This is a genomic window from Anaerostipes butyraticus (assembly GCF_016586355.1).
In the GTDB taxonomy this organism is placed as follows: Bacteria; Bacillota; Clostridia; order Lachnospirales; family Lachnospiraceae; genus Anaerostipes; species Anaerostipes butyraticus.
This window is the reverse complement of sequence record NZ_BLYI01000027.1, coordinates 302,622-319,852: the sequence shown is the minus strand read 5'-3', so window position 1 is coordinate 319,852 and position 17,231 is coordinate 302,622. Positions and strand designations below refer to the sequence as shown.

Annotated in this window: 15 protein-coding genes, 1 tRNA gene and 1 rRNA gene; 13 read left to right on the top strand and 4 right to left on the bottom strand. The window is 40.4% G+C overall.

Features of this window, described 5'->3' with window-relative positions; genetic code table 11:
• The 3 genes from JMF81_RS07035 to JMF81_RS07025 form a co-directional block, all read left to right on the top strand.
• Positions 1-103, top strand: a 23S ribosomal RNA gene (locus JMF81_RS07035); the annotation flags it as partial.
• Positions 104-172: 69 nt separating this feature from the next.
• A tRNA-Trp gene (locus JMF81_RS07030) sits at positions 173-244 on the top strand.
• Between the two features lie 206 nt (positions 245-450).
• On the top strand, positions 451-1,200 hold the full coding sequence (locus JMF81_RS07025; RefSeq protein WP_201310733.1) for an N-acetylmuramoyl-L-alanine amidase: 750 nt from the start codon (positions 451-453) through the stop codon (positions 1,198-1,200).
• 147 nt (positions 1,201-1,347) lie between these two features.
• Here the strand turns inward: JMF81_RS07025 and JMF81_RS07020 are convergent, their stop codons facing one another.
• Together JMF81_RS07020 and JMF81_RS16905 are read right to left on the bottom strand one after the other, a co-directional pair.
• A complete protein-coding gene (locus tag JMF81_RS07020; RefSeq protein WP_201310732.1) occupies positions 1,348-2,094 on the bottom strand; it encodes a hypothetical protein in 747 nt (248 codons plus the stop codon).
• Positions 2,095-2,175: 81 nt separating this feature from the next.
• Entirely contained in the window at positions 2,176-2,676 is a 501-nt protein-coding gene (locus JMF81_RS16905) for a DUF6512 family protein (RefSeq protein ID WP_378171628.1), read from the bottom strand.
• A 117-nt stretch (positions 2,677-2,793) separates the two neighbouring features.
• On the opposite strand from JMF81_RS16905, the gene JMF81_RS07015 reads away from it, so the two are divergent.
• On the top strand, positions 2,794-3,663 hold the full coding sequence (locus JMF81_RS07015; RefSeq protein ID WP_201310731.1) for a radical SAM protein: 870 nt from the start codon (positions 2,794-2,796) through the stop codon (positions 3,661-3,663).
• A gap of 233 nt (positions 3,664-3,896) precedes the next feature.
• Here JMF81_RS07015 and JMF81_RS07010 read toward each other — a convergent pair whose 3' ends face one another.
• On the bottom strand, positions 3,897-4,706 hold the full coding sequence (locus JMF81_RS07010; RefSeq protein ID WP_201310730.1) for a histidinol-phosphatase HisJ family protein: 810 nt from the start codon (positions 4,704-4,706) through the stop codon (positions 3,897-3,899).
• A 139-nt stretch (positions 4,707-4,845) separates the two neighbouring features.
• Between JMF81_RS07010 and JMF81_RS07005 the strand changes: the two genes are divergently transcribed.
• From JMF81_RS07005 to JMF81_RS06975, 7 genes are all read left to right on the top strand, one after another.
• On the top strand, positions 4,846-6,531 hold the full coding sequence (locus JMF81_RS07005) for a Na/Pi cotransporter family protein (RefSeq protein ID WP_201310729.1): 1,686 nt from the start codon (positions 4,846-4,848) through the stop codon (positions 6,529-6,531).
• 198 nt (positions 6,532-6,729) lie between these two features.
• The gene (gene gap, locus JMF81_RS07000) at positions 6,730-7,746 is read left to right on the top strand and encodes a type I glyceraldehyde-3-phosphate dehydrogenase (protein ID WP_201310728.1); all 1,017 of its coding nucleotides are present in this window, start codon (positions 6,730-6,732) and stop codon (positions 7,744-7,746) included.
• Between the two features lie 148 nt (positions 7,747-7,894).
• Entirely contained in the window at positions 7,895-9,100 is a 1,206-nt protein-coding gene (locus JMF81_RS06995) for a phosphoglycerate kinase (protein WP_201310727.1), read from the top strand.
• Positions 9,101-9,239: 139 nt separating this feature from the next.
• Positions 9,240-9,986, top strand: a complete 747-nt coding sequence (tpiA, locus tag JMF81_RS06990; protein ID WP_201310726.1) for a triose-phosphate isomerase — start codon at positions 9,240-9,242, stop codon at positions 9,984-9,986.
• A gap of 125 nt (positions 9,987-10,111) precedes the next feature.
• The gene (locus JMF81_RS06985) at positions 10,112-10,852 is read left to right on the top strand and encodes a hypothetical protein (RefSeq protein WP_201310725.1); all 741 of its coding nucleotides are present in this window, start codon (positions 10,112-10,114) and stop codon (positions 10,850-10,852) included.
• Between the two features lie 16 nt (positions 10,853-10,868).
• Positions 10,869-11,462 carry a GNAT family N-acetyltransferase gene (locus tag JMF81_RS06980; protein WP_201310724.1) on the top strand — a complete coding sequence of 198 codons (594 nt, stop codon included), beginning with the start codon at positions 10,869-10,871 and terminating at the stop codon, positions 11,460-11,462.
• A 125-nt stretch (positions 11,463-11,587) separates the two neighbouring features.
• The gene (locus JMF81_RS06975; RefSeq protein ID WP_201310723.1) at positions 11,588-13,705 is read left to right on the top strand and encodes an InlB B-repeat-containing protein; all 2,118 of its coding nucleotides are present in this window, start codon (positions 11,588-11,590) and stop codon (positions 13,703-13,705) included.
• Positions 13,706-13,755: 50 nt separating this feature from the next.
• Here JMF81_RS06975 and JMF81_RS06970 read toward each other — a convergent pair whose 3' ends face one another.
• Positions 13,756-14,682: an alpha/beta fold hydrolase gene (locus JMF81_RS06970; protein WP_201310722.1), complete on the bottom strand. Its 927-nt coding sequence runs from the start codon at positions 14,680-14,682 to the stop codon at positions 13,756-13,758.
• A 197-nt stretch (positions 14,683-14,879) separates the two neighbouring features.
• On the opposite strand from JMF81_RS06970, the gene JMF81_RS06965 reads away from it, so the two are divergent.
• Positions 14,880-15,548, top strand: a complete 669-nt coding sequence (locus tag JMF81_RS06965; RefSeq protein ID WP_243282562.1) for an HAD family hydrolase — start codon at positions 14,880-14,882, stop codon at positions 15,546-15,548.
• Positions 15,549-15,625: 77 nt separating this feature from the next.
• The gene (gene gpmI / locus JMF81_RS06960; protein ID WP_201310721.1) at positions 15,626-17,167 is read left to right on the top strand and encodes a 2,3-bisphosphoglycerate-independent phosphoglycerate mutase; all 1,542 of its coding nucleotides are present in this window, start codon (positions 15,626-15,628) and stop codon (positions 17,165-17,167) included.
• Positions 17,168-17,231 lie beyond the last annotated feature (64 nt).

The window sequence follows — 17,231 nt, the reverse complement described above, 5'->3', positions numbered from 1 at the left end:
AAGGTAGTAAGACCCCTTGAAGACGACGAGGTAGATAGGGCAGAGGTGGAAGTGCGGCAACGCATGGAGCTGACTGTCACTAATCGGTCGAGGCTTTGACCAAAGAAGGCGAAGTGTGAGAATGGTTTTGTATGATGTTTTGAAGGTATGTTAAACATATCGGGAAGAAAATAGGGGCATAGTTTCAACGGTAAAACATCGGTCTCCAAAACCGCAGTTGGGAGTTCGAGTCTCTCTGCCCCTGCTGAAAAGTCTAAGAAATGATTTGTTTCTTAGGCTTTTTTCTTTTACAGAAATATATGTAAATTGAAATTTCCATCAAAGTTTTTTCTGTTTTTTTTATGAGAAAACCTTCAAGACATCAAACACCAAAATACTGAATCCGACATATTTTATTATGACCCCATTGAATTGAGGAAAACAAAAATATAGCAAAGGAAGGGTTAAAATATGTCAAAATATAATGTACACGGCGGCCATAACAAAATAGTGCCGGGAGCATCCGGGTATCTGGATGAAGTAACAGAAGACCGAAAGGTAAAAAATCAGCTGATTCTGTATCTGAGATCTATGGGACATACAGTTTATGACTGCACAGATGACAGTGGGAAAACCCAGTCAAAGAATTTAGCGAATATTACAGCAAAATGCAATCAGCATGATGTGACGCTGGATATTTCCATTCATTTAAACGCAGGAGGAGGAACAGGAACAGAAGTATTATATGTTTCATCCTCAGGGAAAACGTATGCAGAGAAAGTAAGCAGGGCAGTATCTTCTGCTCTTGGCATTACAAACAGAGGAGCAAAGAAAAGGACAGACTTGTATGTTTTGAACCATACAAAATCTGCGGCGATTCTTGTAGAGTGCTGTTTTGTTGATTCGAAAACAGACAAGGGGAAATGGAATGCAGAGGTGTGTGCGAAAGCGATTGCAGAGGCAGTGACCGGGAAGAAAATTCAGGGAACCACTACAGATGGGAAAAATAATTTTACAATTAAGGTAAACGGGGTGAAAAAAGGAGATGTGCTGAATATTCGGGCATCTGCCTCAGCTTCCTCTAAGATAACCGGCACACTGGCATATAATGATCCAAATACGTATACGATTACAGGAACCAGTGTGAATGGAACTGATACATGGGGCCGGTTAAAAAGCGGAATCGGATGGATTAATTTAAAGTATACAAAAAGAGCATAAAAAACGGAGCTGCGCATGAAATAAAATTAATGTGGCAGCATTTTTTGAAAAGAATAAGAGCCAGGTCTGTGCAAGGCCTGGCTCCTGGTGTAAAATTTATGTATGTCGTCAGATGAACTTTTACAGAAAGACGATACCCTGTATTCTTTATTCCCAGTCACTGTAATAGTCATATATATCATCATATATGTCATAATTTGCCGTAAACTCCTCCAGATTGTAAATGGACAAGCCATAAAGCCGGTCATCACGGATTGTTAATGCCAGAGCATAGGAAGAAGAATCTATAACATCTTTATAATCTTCACTGGTTCCACGATAAAAAAGGCAAAAATATTCGTAGGCGTTTCCGGAGAAAGACAACGCCCGACTGTCAGATTCATTCAAATGTTCAATGATATTATTATCCTGATCAAAAAACAGGAGATTGAGCGTGGATACTTCTTCAGGATCATAGAAAATACTGGATTCGTCAATGTGAAGAGCATCAGCGGCCTCTTTTACAGACATATCAAATTTAAGATGATTTGTGCTTGCTTTTTCGCTTTCCAGAGCTATGCGGAAAATATTATCATTCACAAAATCAAGAGAAACCCCTTCCGAAGCTGTATCTGAAATCATAACATCAGTCGGATGATACGTTTTGTTTACAAAGAACTCATCAACTTCAGGGTCACTGAAATCCCTTGTGATTCCATATGCGGTTCCATACTTCTCTTCCAGGGTCAAAAATGTATCTGCAAATGAGATTTTATGGCCTTTAAATTCGACAACAACGTCAATGTCAGCGCCGGGGCGTTTTGTTTCATTCTTTTTCTTATTTTGGCATCCGCCCAGCACAGCGGATGCAGCCGCGATTACGGTACAAAAAAATATCCAGATTTTCTTTTTCATAACATTTCCCCCAGAGATTACCACAATTTTATCATACATTTACTATGATTTTATCACACATCCAGGAGGAAGTATAGCTTGTTACGGTGCTTTAAAAAGGGGAAGGTCCGGCGGCATATAAGAGAAAACAAAAAAACCTGCCGTCAGAATAAAAATGAGTACCCAGAGAAAAATAGAACGCCGGGAACAGCGGTATTTTCCGGAACAGCGGCCAAGAATCCGGAATCCCTGTGCGATGCTGAGGCCAAAAGTAAGCAGATCCAGAATAAAATAATTTTTCCCTAAAATACCGGTATACGTATAAAAAATGACAGGAATCAGAGCAGTACTCCAGAGGATGCTCTGAGGAATTGCGTACAGGATACAGGAAAGATTGGAAGAAAACCGGACATAAAGAAAAGCGGAATATAGAAGCATTGGAAAGAAAGCCAGCTTCATGTGTTCCCATGTTGATTCATTGACAGGACAGAATAATCCTATGATGAAATTACCATCGGACCATTGATAGAAAAAATGTGAAAGGGATCCCAAAATCAAAACAAAGAAAAATCCCCGGATTAAATATCGCTGAAAGAGTTTCATCATAATCACCCCATATTCAGTATATGCGTACTTTTAGAGCAGTATACAAAAAGCAATACAAGAAAGATCAGATTCTCTGGTATAATGATAAGAAATATGGAAAGGAAATATAAAAATATGAAATATGAAGGAATTGTATATCGGCCTCCCAGCGAGGCTTACAGCCTGATCGTCCAGGTAACCATTGGATGCAGCCAGAATCACTGTGCTTTTTGCAGCATGTATAAAACGAAACAGTTTAGAATCAGGTCCACAGACGAAATTATAGATGATTTTATGGAAGCCAGGGAAATGTATCCGAAAATAGAAAAAATTTTTCTGGCAGACGGAGATGCATTAATCTGTCCGGTCCAAGATCTGGAGATGATTTTGAAGCTGATTCGGAAAAAGTTTCCCGAGTGCAGACAGGTAACATGTTATGCTTCTCCTAAAAGCATTCTTTTGAAAAAAACGGATGAATTAAAAAGATTATGTCAGCTGGGATTATCCATGGTGTATATGGGGCTGGAATCCGGCAGTGATAAGGTACTGGAATATATGAAAAAAGGCGCAGATTCAAAAGAGATGATAAAGGCGGCAGAAAAAATCCATAATGCAGGAATCCGGCTGTCTGTCACCGCAATTTCAGGTCTGGGAGGAAAGAAGTGGTGGAAAGAGCATGCAGTGGAAACTGGTAAAGTTTTGTCAGAAATGAAACCGGAATATGCAGGCCTTTTAACACTGATGATAGAGGAAGGTGTTCCATTGGAGCAGGAAATAAAAAGCGGAAGGTTTCAGCTGATGAATCCATATGAGATTTTGATTGAAACAAGGGAAATGCTGGAACATATGGATTGTCCGGGATGTATTTTTCGTTCTAATCATGCATCAAATTATATTTCTTTGAGAGGGACACTGAACAAGGATAAAGAAAAACTGATAAAACAGCTGGATCAGGCAGTCAGTGGCAGTGCTCATTTAAAATCTGAATGGATGCGTATGCTGTGATCCGGAGATGATACCAGGAGACAGAAAATTCTGCCTCCTGTTTTTTTATTTCATAGAAAACTTTGTTTCTATGAAATAAAAACGCTCCACGAGAATCATACTGCGGCGGAACAAAAGATACCGCTCATGCGCCCCGCCGCAGGCGGAGAATCCTGCAAAGCAGGATTCTCTCTTAGAAAATAATGTCCGAAATTCTTGTAGTATAAAATTTTCCGGACAGGATCATCCCGTACTTAAAGAGGAAGAAATTCCGGTTTCTGATTGCGGAAAACTGTATAATAGCGGAATCCAAGAGAACGGAGAAATTCCGGGAGAATGGAGAAATCGTATGCCATATGTTCCGGACAGTGGCCGTCAGAGCCGATGGTCAGGATTTCACCGCCCAGCTCCAGATATCGGCGCAGGATTTCATGATGAGGATTTGGATCCGGCATTCCATATTTCAGCCCTGCGGTATTGACCTCAATTCCTTTTCCAGCGGAGATAATACGCTTTAAAATTTCATCGATCAAATCACCGAAATCGGAATAATGGAATTGGAAATTCTTATCTTTTATATATCTGGCTGCATAATCCAGATGACCATAGACACAATAATCATGAAAAGATAATACATTGGTCAGAATATCTTCCAGATACCGTTCCAGACCGCGTCTGGACGGATATGTTTCAAAATAAACAGCATCATAAGGATCCATCTGGTCTACAATATGTGTTGATCCAATAATAAAATCGAAAGCTTCATCTTTTACAAAATCAGAGCACTGGTCTAACGTGGACGGCATAAGCCCCAGTTCAATTCCGTAATTGATTTCAATCTGGTCTTGGTAAGTTTCCTTCAGCTCAGACAGCCGGGTTTTATAGGCAGGCAGATCCAGAAGAAAATCAAAGTGGTCAGGATTTTCAGGATAATCAATATCATGATGTTCCGTAAAACAAAGAATCTCGAGACCGGATGCAATCCCCTGCCGGATCATGGATTCCATTGGTGCGGTGGAATCCGAAGAAAAATTGGTATGTAGATGATAATCTGCTTTTATCATAATGCGACTCTCCTTTTTTATGTATTCGTACTTATATTATGATACAAATGTAAAAAGAAAGAAAGATTCATATAAAAAGTTCTTTAAATAGTGTAAAGATTTTGTTAAGATAATAAGAGAACATAGGAGGAATAGGAGCATGTTAACACATATTGGAAATTTATTTGCATTTATCGGAGGACTTGGAATGTTCTTATACGGGATGGACATCATGGCATCCGGTCTTCAAAAAACTGCGGGAAGCAAGATGAAAGAACTTCTGGGATATCTTACCAATAATCGCTTTTTAGGCGTTTTGGTAGGCGCGCTGGTGACTGCGATCATTCAGAGTTCTTCTGCGACGACCGTTATGATCGTTGGTTTTGTAAATGCCGGGATCATGAACCTGACGCAGGCTGCAGGTGTGATCATGGGAGCCAATATTGGAACGACGGTCACAGCGTGGCTGGTATCAGCAAATGAGTGGGCAGGCGCCCTGAAACCTGACTTCTTCGCGCCTTTTGTACTGGGAATCGGTGCATTTATCATTACATTTTCCAATCGTCAGAATCTGACTCAGAAAGCGGAAATAGCAGTGGGATTTGGAATTCTGTTTATCGGATTATCTTCCATGTCAAGTTCCATTGGAATGTATCAGGACAGCCCGGTTTTCTACAAAGCATTTCAGATTTTAGGGAATAATCCGATTCTTGGAATTTTGACAGGTGCAGTAGTGACAGCGATCATCCAGAGCTCTTCCGCTTCTGTAGGAATTCTTCAGACACTGGCCATGAGAGGAATTGTCAATTGGAGATCTGCGATTTTCATTACTCTGGGACAGAACATCGGAACCTGTATCACTGCGATCTTATCCAGCGCAGGCGCAAATAAAACAGCAAAGAGAGCGGCTGTGATTCATCTGCTGTTTAATGTAATGGGAGCAGCGATCTATGGTGTGATCATGACGATCTTTTTCGGAGTATTTTCTGATCTGGCGATGCAGCATATTACAAGTACTCAGATTTCCACTTTCCATACGATCTTTAATGTATCCGTCACGATTTTATTATTCCCATTTGCAAATCTTCTGGTAAAACTCTCTGGAGTGATCATCAAAGAAGATGTGGAAGAAACAGAAGATGAGGATGAAGAAGTAGAAGAAATGGTGCTGCGCCATCTGGATCCACGTATCCTTGAAACACCGACGTTCGCTGTGGAAAATGCCGTGAAAGAGGTTGCCAGAATGGGATATATCGTCATTGGAAACCTGAACCGTATTATTAAAGAGGCAGGAAAAGAAGAACCAAGTCAGAAAAAGTTAGATAAGATCTTTCAGAATGAAGAGGTTGTCAATCATCTGGAAACCATGATTACAGGATATCTGGTGAAGATAAGCCAGCTGTCTCTGCCGGAGAAGCAGATCATAGTTGTAAATCATCTTTTTGACGCGATTACAGATATTGAACGGGCCGGAGATCATGTGGAGAATATTGCCGAATGCATGCAGAGTCTGAAAAAGTCCGGAGTGCGGCTCACGGATGAAGCGAAAAAAGAATTAAAAGAAATGGCAGAATGTACAAAGAATGCTCTGCATCAGTCTGTCCGATCTCTGGAAGAAGATAATGCAGAACTGGCAGCCGAAACCCGGCAGAAGGAACAGATGGTAGATAAGATGGAAAAGGAGATCAGGAAAAATCATATCAAACGGCTGAAGACAGAATCCTGTGCTCCGGAAGAAGGGGTATTTTTCATGGATATCGTATCAAACCTGGAAAGAATTTCTGATCATGCAGAGAATATAGCCCAATATGTGCTGGATGAAAATGAAAAAAATATTACAGCCTGAGATCAAGCAAAAAGATCAGGAATTTCCGGGAAAAACAGCAAAAATTTGTTAAAAAAATTTGTTGTATACATGACAAAAATATGAAAATACTCTTGAAATTTTAAGAGGGATTGTTTACAATAAAAAAGAAGTTTGTCAATAGATTAACATAATTGGCAAATCCATCAAATAATTAATCAAGACTTAGGAGGAATTGAGATGGCAGTAAAAGTAGCAATTAACGGATTTGGACGTATTGGACGTCTTGCATTCAGACAGATGTTCGGAGCAGAAGGTTATGAAGTTGTAGCAATCAACGACTTAACAAACCCTAAGATGTTAGCTCACTTATTAAAGTATGACTCTGCACAGGGAAAATATGCTTTAGCTGACAAAGTAGAAGCTAAAGAATCTTCTATCGTAGTTGATGGAAAAGAAATCGAAATCTATGCTGAAGCAGACGCAACAAAACTTCCTTGGGGAGACCTTGATGTTGACGTAGTATTAGAGTGTACAGGATTCTATACATCTAAGGAAAAAGCATCTGCTCATATTAAAGCAGGAGCTAAAAAGGTTGTTATTTCTGCACCAGCTGGAAACGATCTTCCAACAATCGTATACAACGTAAACCATGAAACATTAACAAAAGAAGATACAGTAATTTCTGCAGCTTCTTGTACAACAAACTGCTTAGCACCAATGGCTAAAGCATTAAATGACTTCGCTGCTATCCAGTCTGGAATCATGTTAACAGTTCATGCTTACACAGGAGACCAGATGACACTTGATGGACCACAGAGAAAAGGTGATTTAAGAAGAGCTCGTGCAGCTGCAGTTAACATCGTACCTAACTCTACAGGTGCTGCAAAAGCAATCGGATTAGTTATCCCAGAATTAAATGGTAAATTAATCGGATCTGCTCAGCGTGTTCCAGTTCCAACAGGATCTACAACAATCTTAACAGCAGTTGTTAAAGGTGAAAACATCACAGTTGATGGAATCAACGCTGCAATGAAAGCTGCTAGCACAGAATCTTTCGGATATACAGAAGAAGAATTAGTATCTTCTGATATCGTAGGAATCACATATGGTTCTTTATTCGATGCAACTCAGACAATGGTTACTGAAATTGGTGACGGATTATATGAAGTTCAGGTTGTATCTTGGTATGACAACGAAAACTCTTACACAAGCCAGATGGTAAGAACAATCAAATATTTTGCTGAATTAGCTTAATTTTTGAGAACGAAATGAGGACAAGACTGCCTGATGCAGTTAATTAGACTCAGATGAGGGTCCGGTCTTTTTGGACCGGACCCTTTTTTTCGATGAACAATGGGGAATATACAGGCCCATTGTGAATTTATATTTCAGGAGGAAAAACATGTTAAACAAAAAATCCGTAGATGACATCAATGTAAAAGGAAAAAGAGTATTGGTACGCTGTGACTTCAATGTACCTTTAAAAGACGGAAAAATCACAGACGAGAACCGTCTGGTTGCTGCGCTTCCAACCATTAAAAAGCTGATCGCAGACGGAGGAAAAGTTATCCTCTGCTCTCACTTAGGAAAACCAAAAGGAGAGCCAAAGCCGGAATTATCTCTTGCACCTGTTGCAGTTCGTTTAAGTGAATTATTAGGACAGGATGTAAAATTCGCAGCTGATGACAATGTTGTTGGAGAAAACGCAGAAGCAGCCGTTGCTGAAATGAAAGACGGAGATGTTGTTCTTCTTCAGAATACACGTTACAGAGCAGAAGAAACAAAGAATGGCGAAGAGTTCAGCAAAGAGCTGGCAAGCCTCTGCGATGTATTTGTAAATGATGCATTTGGTACCGCGCATAGAGCACACTGCTCTAATGTAGGTGTAACAAAATTCGTTGATACCGCTGTTGTTGGATATTTAATGCAGAAAGAAATTGATTTCTTAGGAAATGCAGTAAATAATCCGGAAAGACCAATGGTAGCCATCTTAGGTGGAGCAAAAGTTGCTGACAAATTAAATGTAATCGACAACCTTCTTGAAAAATGTGATACACTGATCATCGGTGGTGGAATGGCATATACCTTCTTAAAAGCAAAGGGATATGAAGTAGGAACTTCTTTAGTTGATGATGAAAAGATCGACTACTGCAAGGAAATGATGGATAAAGCTGAGAAGTTAGGAAAGAATCTGTACCTTCCAGTTGATACAACGATTGCAAAAGCATTCCCAGATCCAATCGATGCAGAAATCGAAGTATCTGTTGTACCATCTGATGCAATTCCTGCAGATATGATGGGATTAGATATCGGAACAGAAACAGCAGCTAAATTTGCAGACGCTGTAAAATCTGCTAAGACTGTTGTCTGGAACGGACCAATGGGTGTATTTGAAAATCCAATCCTTGCAAAAGGAACGATCGCTGTAGCAGAAGCTCTTGCAGAGACAGAAGCTACAACAATCATCGGTGGAGGAGACTCTGCAGCAGCTGTTAATCAGTTAGGATTCGGAGATAAGATGACACATATCTCAACAGGTGGTGGAGCATCTCTTGAATTCTTAGAAGGAAAAGACCTTCCAGGTGTAGTTGCAGCCAACGATAAATAGGGAACAACTGGCAGCGAATTCGAAACAAAGGCACAGACCGAATGTTAGTCAGCGGAACTTCATTGTGAAATTCCATACTCAATCAAAACAGGCGAAAGCCGTGGACAGAAAAACATTTTAAGAAAGAAGGATAAGTCGAATGCGTAAAACAATCGTAGCAGGAAACTGGAAAATGAACAAAACTCCTAGTGAAGCAAAAGCTTTAATTGAGGAGTTAAAACCATTAGTAGCAAGTGAAACTTCAGATGTTGTATTTTGTGTGCCAGCAATTGATATCCCGGCAGCGATCGAAGCAGCAGAGGGAAGCAACATTGCAATCGGCGCTGAAAATATGTACTTTGAAGAAAGCGGAGCTTACACAGGAGAAATCGCTCCAAATATGCTTACAGATTTAGGTGTAAAATATGTAATCATCGGACATTCCGAGAGAAGAGAATACTTTGCTGAGACAGATGAAACTGTAAACAAGAAAGTATTAAAAGCCTTCGAACATGGAATTACACCGATCATCTGCTGTGGAGAAACTCTTACACAGAGAGAACAGGGCGTTACAATTGATTTCGTTCGCCAGCAGATTAAGATTGCGTTCCAGGGTGTAACTGCTGATCAGGCAAAGACAGCTGTTATCGCTTATGAACCAATCTGGGCAATCGGAACAGGAAAAGTTGCAACAACAGAACAGGCTCAGGAAGTATGTGCAGCAATTCGTGCATGCATCGCTGAAGTTTATGATGATGCAACAGCAGAAGCAATCCGTATCCAGTACGGTGGATCTGTATCTGCTGACAGTGCTCCGGAATTATTCGCACAGCCGGATATCGATGGAGGATTAGTTGGCGGAGCATCCTTAAAACCGGACTTTGGAAAAATTGTAAACTATAAATAATTTTGATGATTAATTATGAGATGGGTCCCCGGGCATATATTGTTCGGGGATTTTTCTTGCCTGAGAGGATTTCTTGCAAAAGATAATCCTGTTGCAGAGAGGGGAAAAGGAAGGAGAGACACAAAATGATGATTATCACAAGATCTAAAATGAGTCAGTTTCATTATAATGACTGGATCCGGTATTTTAAGAAAAACAATGAACATCGTCTGAACATTGATTTTTCGAAGGAATCCATATTGATGCCGGAAGACAGGATTTTAATTCAGCCATCGATTCGAGCCTTTCAAAGGGGAGAAGCTTCAGAGGGAAGAAATCTGATGCGGCTGGCCGAAATTTTTGCGGTTAAGACAGGAGAGAAGGATTACAAAGAAGCAGTCCGCTGGTTTATCAAAGAGGAGAATGGGCATTCCTCTTATTTGAAAAAATTTATGGATTATTATAGGATTCGTCCATCAACAAAGTCTCATCTGGATTATATTTTCCGAGCTTTCAGGAAACTGGGAAGTTTGAAATGTGAAGTTACGGTTTTGGCAGCTGCGGAGATCATAGCGCTGACATATTATGATGCATTGTCAAAAAGTATAGATTCACCGGCATTAAAAAGCATATGCAGACAGATGCTCCATGATGAACTGCCCCATATTATATTCCAATCTTATACTTTGAGTCATTTTCCAGTAAGACTTCGAGATAAGATTTTCAGGATTGTGCTTATGGGATGTACGGCAGTGAGTGTATGGGCAGCGTTTCATGAAGTTTATCGGGCAGGAGGATATAATTTTCGAAAATATATGTGGGGAAATTTCAATTATTTAAAACAGTCAATAGAGCTGTCTCAAAAGAGTCAGTGGAAGGAAGCATAAAAGCAGGAGAGAGAGAATGAATGGTAAAAACAAAGAAATCTGTTTCAGGACAGCAAGGCCGGAAGATGCAGAAGAGCTGTTAAAGATATATGCGCCTTATGTGGAAAATACAGCAATTACATTTGAATATGAGGTTCCCTCTATAGAAGAATTCCAGCAGAGAATTGAAAACACACTGAGAAAATATCCGTATTTTGTGGCGGAACAGGACGGAAAGCCGGCCGGATATGCTTATGCAGGACCTTTAAAAGAACGAGCAGCATATGACTGGGCGGTGGAAACAACAATTTACATCCAGCAGGAGAAGAGAGGAATAGGTATTGGGAAAAGATTGTATGACAGGCTGGAATCAGTGTTAAAGGAACAGGGAATTTTAAATCTTTATGCATGTATTGCATATCCGGAGCAGGAAGATGAATATCTGACAATGGATAGTGTGAATTTTCATAAGCGCCTGGGGTATCAGCAGATTGGGAAATTTCAAAACTGCGGATATAAATTTCAGCGCTGGTATCATATGATATGGATGGAAAAAGAAATCGGCCAGCATTTAAAAAACCAGCCTCCGGTAATATCTTTTGCGGAGATCAGACGCAGAATGGATGGGTAAAATTACCAGGATTCAAGGCATTGACAGTTAAAGCAGGGGGATGATACAATCAGGCAAAGTTCGGAAAAGGGGAACAAGAATCCGGACTTTCAGGGAAAATAGTATACATAAATAAAGGGGGAAAAATGAAAAAAGTATTGTTGCGCATATGCTTTCTGGCATATGCAGCTGCTGTTATGGCAGGAAAAGATGCTGGCAGGGTATCGGCATCTGAAACTAAAGGACAAATGCAGGAGCAATATGGCTTTCCGAAGTTTCAGGTGCTTTCTCTGCTCCAGACGGATAAGGAAAAGAAAGTGGAATTGAACCTTCAGAATTTCAGGGATCCTGCAGTTTTAGAAATGGCACAGCGGTATGACAGAGATGGAGACGGAGCACTGAATGAAGAAGAGCGAGACCGGGTTACATCCGTTGGTCTTAGCGGGAGAGGGATACAGGATCCATCCGGCTTGTATCATTTTCGTAAAATTCAGTGGCTTAACTTAAATGAGAACAGAATTCAGCAGATCGATCTGGCATATTTTCCGGAACTGGAAGAACTGTACATGAATAACAATGAACTGGAAACCTTAAATACAAACTGGAATACAGAACTGAAAGAGGCAGCGCTGCTGGGAAATTATAACCTGACAGGAAGCCTTAGTTTTGTAAACAATCCGGACCTGAAACTTCTGCACTGTGGCGATACGAGACTGGAAGAAATCAATCTTTCAGAAAACGGAGCGTTAGAAGCCTTTTCTGCTTCGCATACTCCAACGCTGAGAACAATCATTTATCCAAAAGTGCAAAAATCAGCAAAACCGCTGCTGGTCTCTCCGAAAGATTTATATGCGCAGGATTTTGGAGAAAAAGGGAAACACCTGCAGTGGAAAATAACCGGAAATGGTATGGAAAACCAGCTTTTGAAAGAAGATGCAGAGGCTGTAGAAAGTTACGGACTGACTTTAAAAAGCAGCTGGGAAGCAAATCAATACGTGATAGAATATCAGATTCCTCAGCAGGCAGCATATGCAGAACCAGATACAGTCGTAACCCGGGGAAAGACGGGAGAACGAATCCAGCTTCCAAAGATGAAAATAGAGGAAGGCTATCATTTTGTGAAATGGACAAGTTCAAAGGGAAATATAACAGAAAATGAATTTCAGTATACTCCAGGAGCAAAAGAAGAGAATATCCGTATTATCTGCGTGGTGGAAAAAGATAAGCCTGTGATTCCGGACCGCATAAAAGTCCATTTTCAGCCGGGAGCGGATAATGTCAGCGGAACGATGGAATCCATGGAGGCGGATAATGGAAAGAGATTCTATTTTCCGGCAAACAGATATCAAAAAGAAGGTTATGTTTTCCGGGGATGGAGACTGAGAAACGGAGTAAATATCTATCCTGCCGGGGGATCAATCTATGTAAACGGACGGACACAGGATCTGGAAGCGGCAGCTGTATGGGAGAAGATAAAAGGAGTTTTGATCATTGGCCGGAAAGAAAAAGAAATCATCCAGCAGTATACACTCAGTCAGGACGATCTGGCGGCTCAGGAGAAAGCCGGATACGAATTTTTACACTGGGAACGAGATGGGAAAAAGGTAAGCGAAGGAGATCTGATTAAAGTAACATTCAACGGAGAAAAAATTCGTATACTTCCGGTTTATGAAGAGAAAAAAACAGATGTGATTCAGGGACCGGCAGAAGAAACGGTTCCAGCAATTTCTAATCCGTCTGCGGAACAAAGGCCAAAGGCGGAAGAGAAAACTCCTGCAAAGAAAATAACAAAAGTATCTGTATCAAAGATCAGTCAGCAGACATATCAGAACCGTCCGATTACGATCAAACCGGCGCTCAAAGATGGCAGGGCTGCACTAAAGGAAGGAAGAGATTATAAAATTACCTATTATAACAATAACGGGCCTGGAACTGCAAAAATCAGATGGACTGGAATCGGAAACTATACGGGGAAAATAGAGAGGTCTTTTACGATTCGGCCTAAAACACCTTCCGTAAAAGTTCAGTCAGGGAAAAAATCTGTAACGGTATCAGGAAGTTCTGCAAAAGTCAGCGGATATCAGATATCTTATTCTTTAAAAAAGAATAAAAACTTCAGAACAGTGAACGCAGGAAAGAAATATAAGATAAAAAATCTGAAATCAAAGAAGTCTTATTATATAAAGGTCAGAGCATATAAGACGGTTCAGGGGAAAAAAATCTACAGTCAGTACAGCAGACTGATCAAGGTGCGGGTGAAATAAAAGAAGACGGCGGAAATCAATCTGCCGTCTTCTTGTATATGAGATAGAGACTAAGAAAGAACAGCATCCATAAATGCTAAGATTCCTTCCTCTACTTCATCTTTGATTGCAGAATAATTATGAATTTCATGACGGTATCCGGAATAAACTTTGGTGGTTACTGTATGTCCGGTTTCGTACAGCCAGTTTGAGACTTCATAGATGCCTTTTCCATATTCGCCGACAGGATCCTGGTCTCCTCCGATGTTATAGATGGGAAGTTCTTTTGGAACTTTTTCGGCCCACTGAGTTCCCACAATGGATTCCATCATCTGCGTAAAATCATAGAGAGCCTGATTGGTTGTTGGTTTTGTAAAAGCGTCAAAAGGATCATCCGCATGATCCTGCTGTACATAGGGATCTGCACAAATCCATTCATTTCCGATGGAAACATCGCCGCATCGTTCACACATCCAGCCCATCAGACCGGCAGTAAACTGCGGATCGGATTCTTTGCCCTTTCCTTCATCAATTGCTTTTTTTAAAGCTTCGGCTGCTTTGTCTGCGCCCCGGAAAATACCGGTTGTACCGCATATCGTGATTCCAGACAGTTCGTTTCCATATTTTGCGGCAAAATCTCTTGTGATGAAGGATCCCATGCTGTGGCCAAACAAAAAATAAGGCAGATCAGGGTATTTTTCACATACGATGGTCTTTAAAGTGTGTTCATCTTCCATCATCGTATGGAAGCCTTTGTCTCCCCAGTCGCCCCATGTATCATTCATCATAGCGGTTTTTCCGTGGCCGACATGGTCATCAGCAGCTACAATATAGTCTGCATCCATAAATTTTACGATCATATGCAGATATCTCCGGGAATGTTCTCCAAATCCGTGGATGATCTGGACAATTCCCTTTGGTTTTGCGGCTGGAACATAGATCCATCCCTGAACTTCATCACGATCATTAAAAGACTGAAAGCTAACTTCGTGTAACATAATTGCACCTCCAATTCCATGGAAAATCTGTAAATATATCCCTTCTGATATTATACTACGTTCCTGAAGCAGCGTCTAGAAATTGGAACCGTCTTATAACAGAGAAGAAGATTTGTTGACAATGCTGCCTTACGATAATATAGTGGATATGCAATGAAAAATTCAGCAGAAGGCAGCGGAGGCGGGGAAGAAAATTTATGAAAAAGAAAATGTATCAGGCAGTAATATTTGATAAGGATGGAGTCATCGCAGATTCAGAATACAGCAACGTTATGGCAAAACATATTTTGCTGAAACGATCCGGGATTGAAGTGGACTGGCATTATCATGATCAGTTTCTCGGAACAACTCACGAATATATGTGGACTGTCATGAAAGAGGAATTCCATCTTCCGGAAGAAGTTTCATATTATATTAAACAGTGGTCAGAAATCCGGAAAGAACTGATTGAAAAAGAAGGAATGAAAGCAATGCCGGGAAGCGTTGATCTTATAAAACAGCTTAAGGCAGACAGGATTCCGATGGCTTTGGCCTCTTCGTCCAATGTAACGGATATTGAAGCAGATTTACAGGCAATCGGCATTACCAATATGTTTGATGCGGTCATCAGCGGAGAACACTGCAAAAAGGGAAAACCGGATCCTGAAATATTTTTGAAAGCGGCAGCAGCATTGGGGATCGCTCCGGAAAAATGTATTGTAATAGAAGATTCTGAAAGTGGAGTGAAGGCGGCAAAGGCAGCAGGAATGGGATGTATCGGCTATGCAAATCCGGATGCGATAAAACAGGATCTGCATATGGCAGATGAGATTATTAGTGATTTTACACAATTGTCTGTAGATTTTTTATATCATCAAAGAATCTGATGTTGAATTTATTTTAAAAAATCGCTATAATATTAACGGACTATAAAAGAAAAATTCATAAAATAAAGGAGATAAAAATGAGTAGAAGACCAACTGTTCTTATGATTTTAGATGGATACGGATTAAATGACAAGGTAGAAGGGAATGCGGTAGCAGAAGCTAAAACTCCAGTCATGGACAGACTGAAGAAAGAATATCCTTTTGTAAAAGGAAATGCTTCTGGTATGGCAGTCGGACTTCCAGAAGGACAGATGGGTAATTCTGAAGTGGGACATCTGAATATGGGCGCAGGACGTGTCGTATATCAGGAATTAACAAGAATTACAAAAGAAATTGAAGATGGAGATTTCTTTAAGAATGAAGCTCTGCTGGAAGCAATGGATAACTGTAAGAAAAACAATTCTGCACTTCACTGTTTTGGATTGTTATCTGATGGAGGAGTACACAGCCACAATACACATTTATATGGTGTTCTTGAAATGGCGAAGAGAAATGGACTGGACAAGGTTTATGTACATCTGTTTTTAGACGGACGTGATACTCCGCCTACTTCTGGAAAAGAATATGCAGAAGAGTTAGTTGAGAAGATGAAAGAGATCGGTGTCGGAGAGATCGCGTCTGTTTCAGGACGTTACTACGCTATGGACCGTGACAATCGCTGGGATCGTGTTCAGAAAGCATATAACGCAATCGTTCTCGGACAGGGAAATACAGCAGAAGATGCAGTAGACGCAATCGAGGCATCTTACAAAGAAGACGTTACAGATGAATTCGTAGTTCCTACTGTCATCATGAAAGATGGAGCTCCGGTTGCAACATTAAAAGAAAACGATTCTGTTATTTTCTATAACTTCAGACCAGACCGTGCAAGAGAAATCACTCGTTCAATCTGCGATGATAAATTTGATCAGTTTGAACGTCCAAATGGATACTTTAAGACAACATTTGTATGCTTTACAGAGTATGATGTTACAATTCCGAATAAACTGGTAGCATTCCATAAAGTTGAAATCAAGAATACATTTGGAGAATATCTTGCAGCTCATGGTTTAAAACAGCTTCGTCTGGCAGAAACTGAGAAATATGCGCATGTTACATTCTTCTTTAACGGTGGAATTGAAGAACCAAATGAAGGAGAAGAGCGTATTCTTGTAAATTCTCCAAAAGTTGCCACATATGATCTTCAGCCTGAAATGAGCGCGCCGGAAGTTGGAGCGAAATTAGTAGAAGCAATCAAATCAGATAAATATGATGTAATTATTGTGAATTTCGCAAACAGCGATATGGTTGGTCATACAGGAATTGAAGCTGCGGCAATCAAAGCTGTTGAGGCAGTAGATAAATGCATTGGAGATGCTGTGGATGCAATTAAAGAAGTAAACGGACAGATGTTTATCTGTGCAGACCATGGAAATGCAGAACAGCTGGTAGATTATAAGACAGGAGAACCATTCACTGCTCATACAACAAATCCGGTACCATTTATCCTTGTAAATTATGATGAGGGCGTAACATTAAGAGAAGGTGGATGCCTTGCAGACATTGTTCCAACGCTGATTGAGATGATGGGAATGGAACAGCCAAAAGAGATGACAGGAAAATCTTTACTTGTAAAATAAAAGAATCAGAAGCAAAGGCGCTTATGTAAAAACATAGGCGCCTTTTTGTATTCAATGAGCCGGA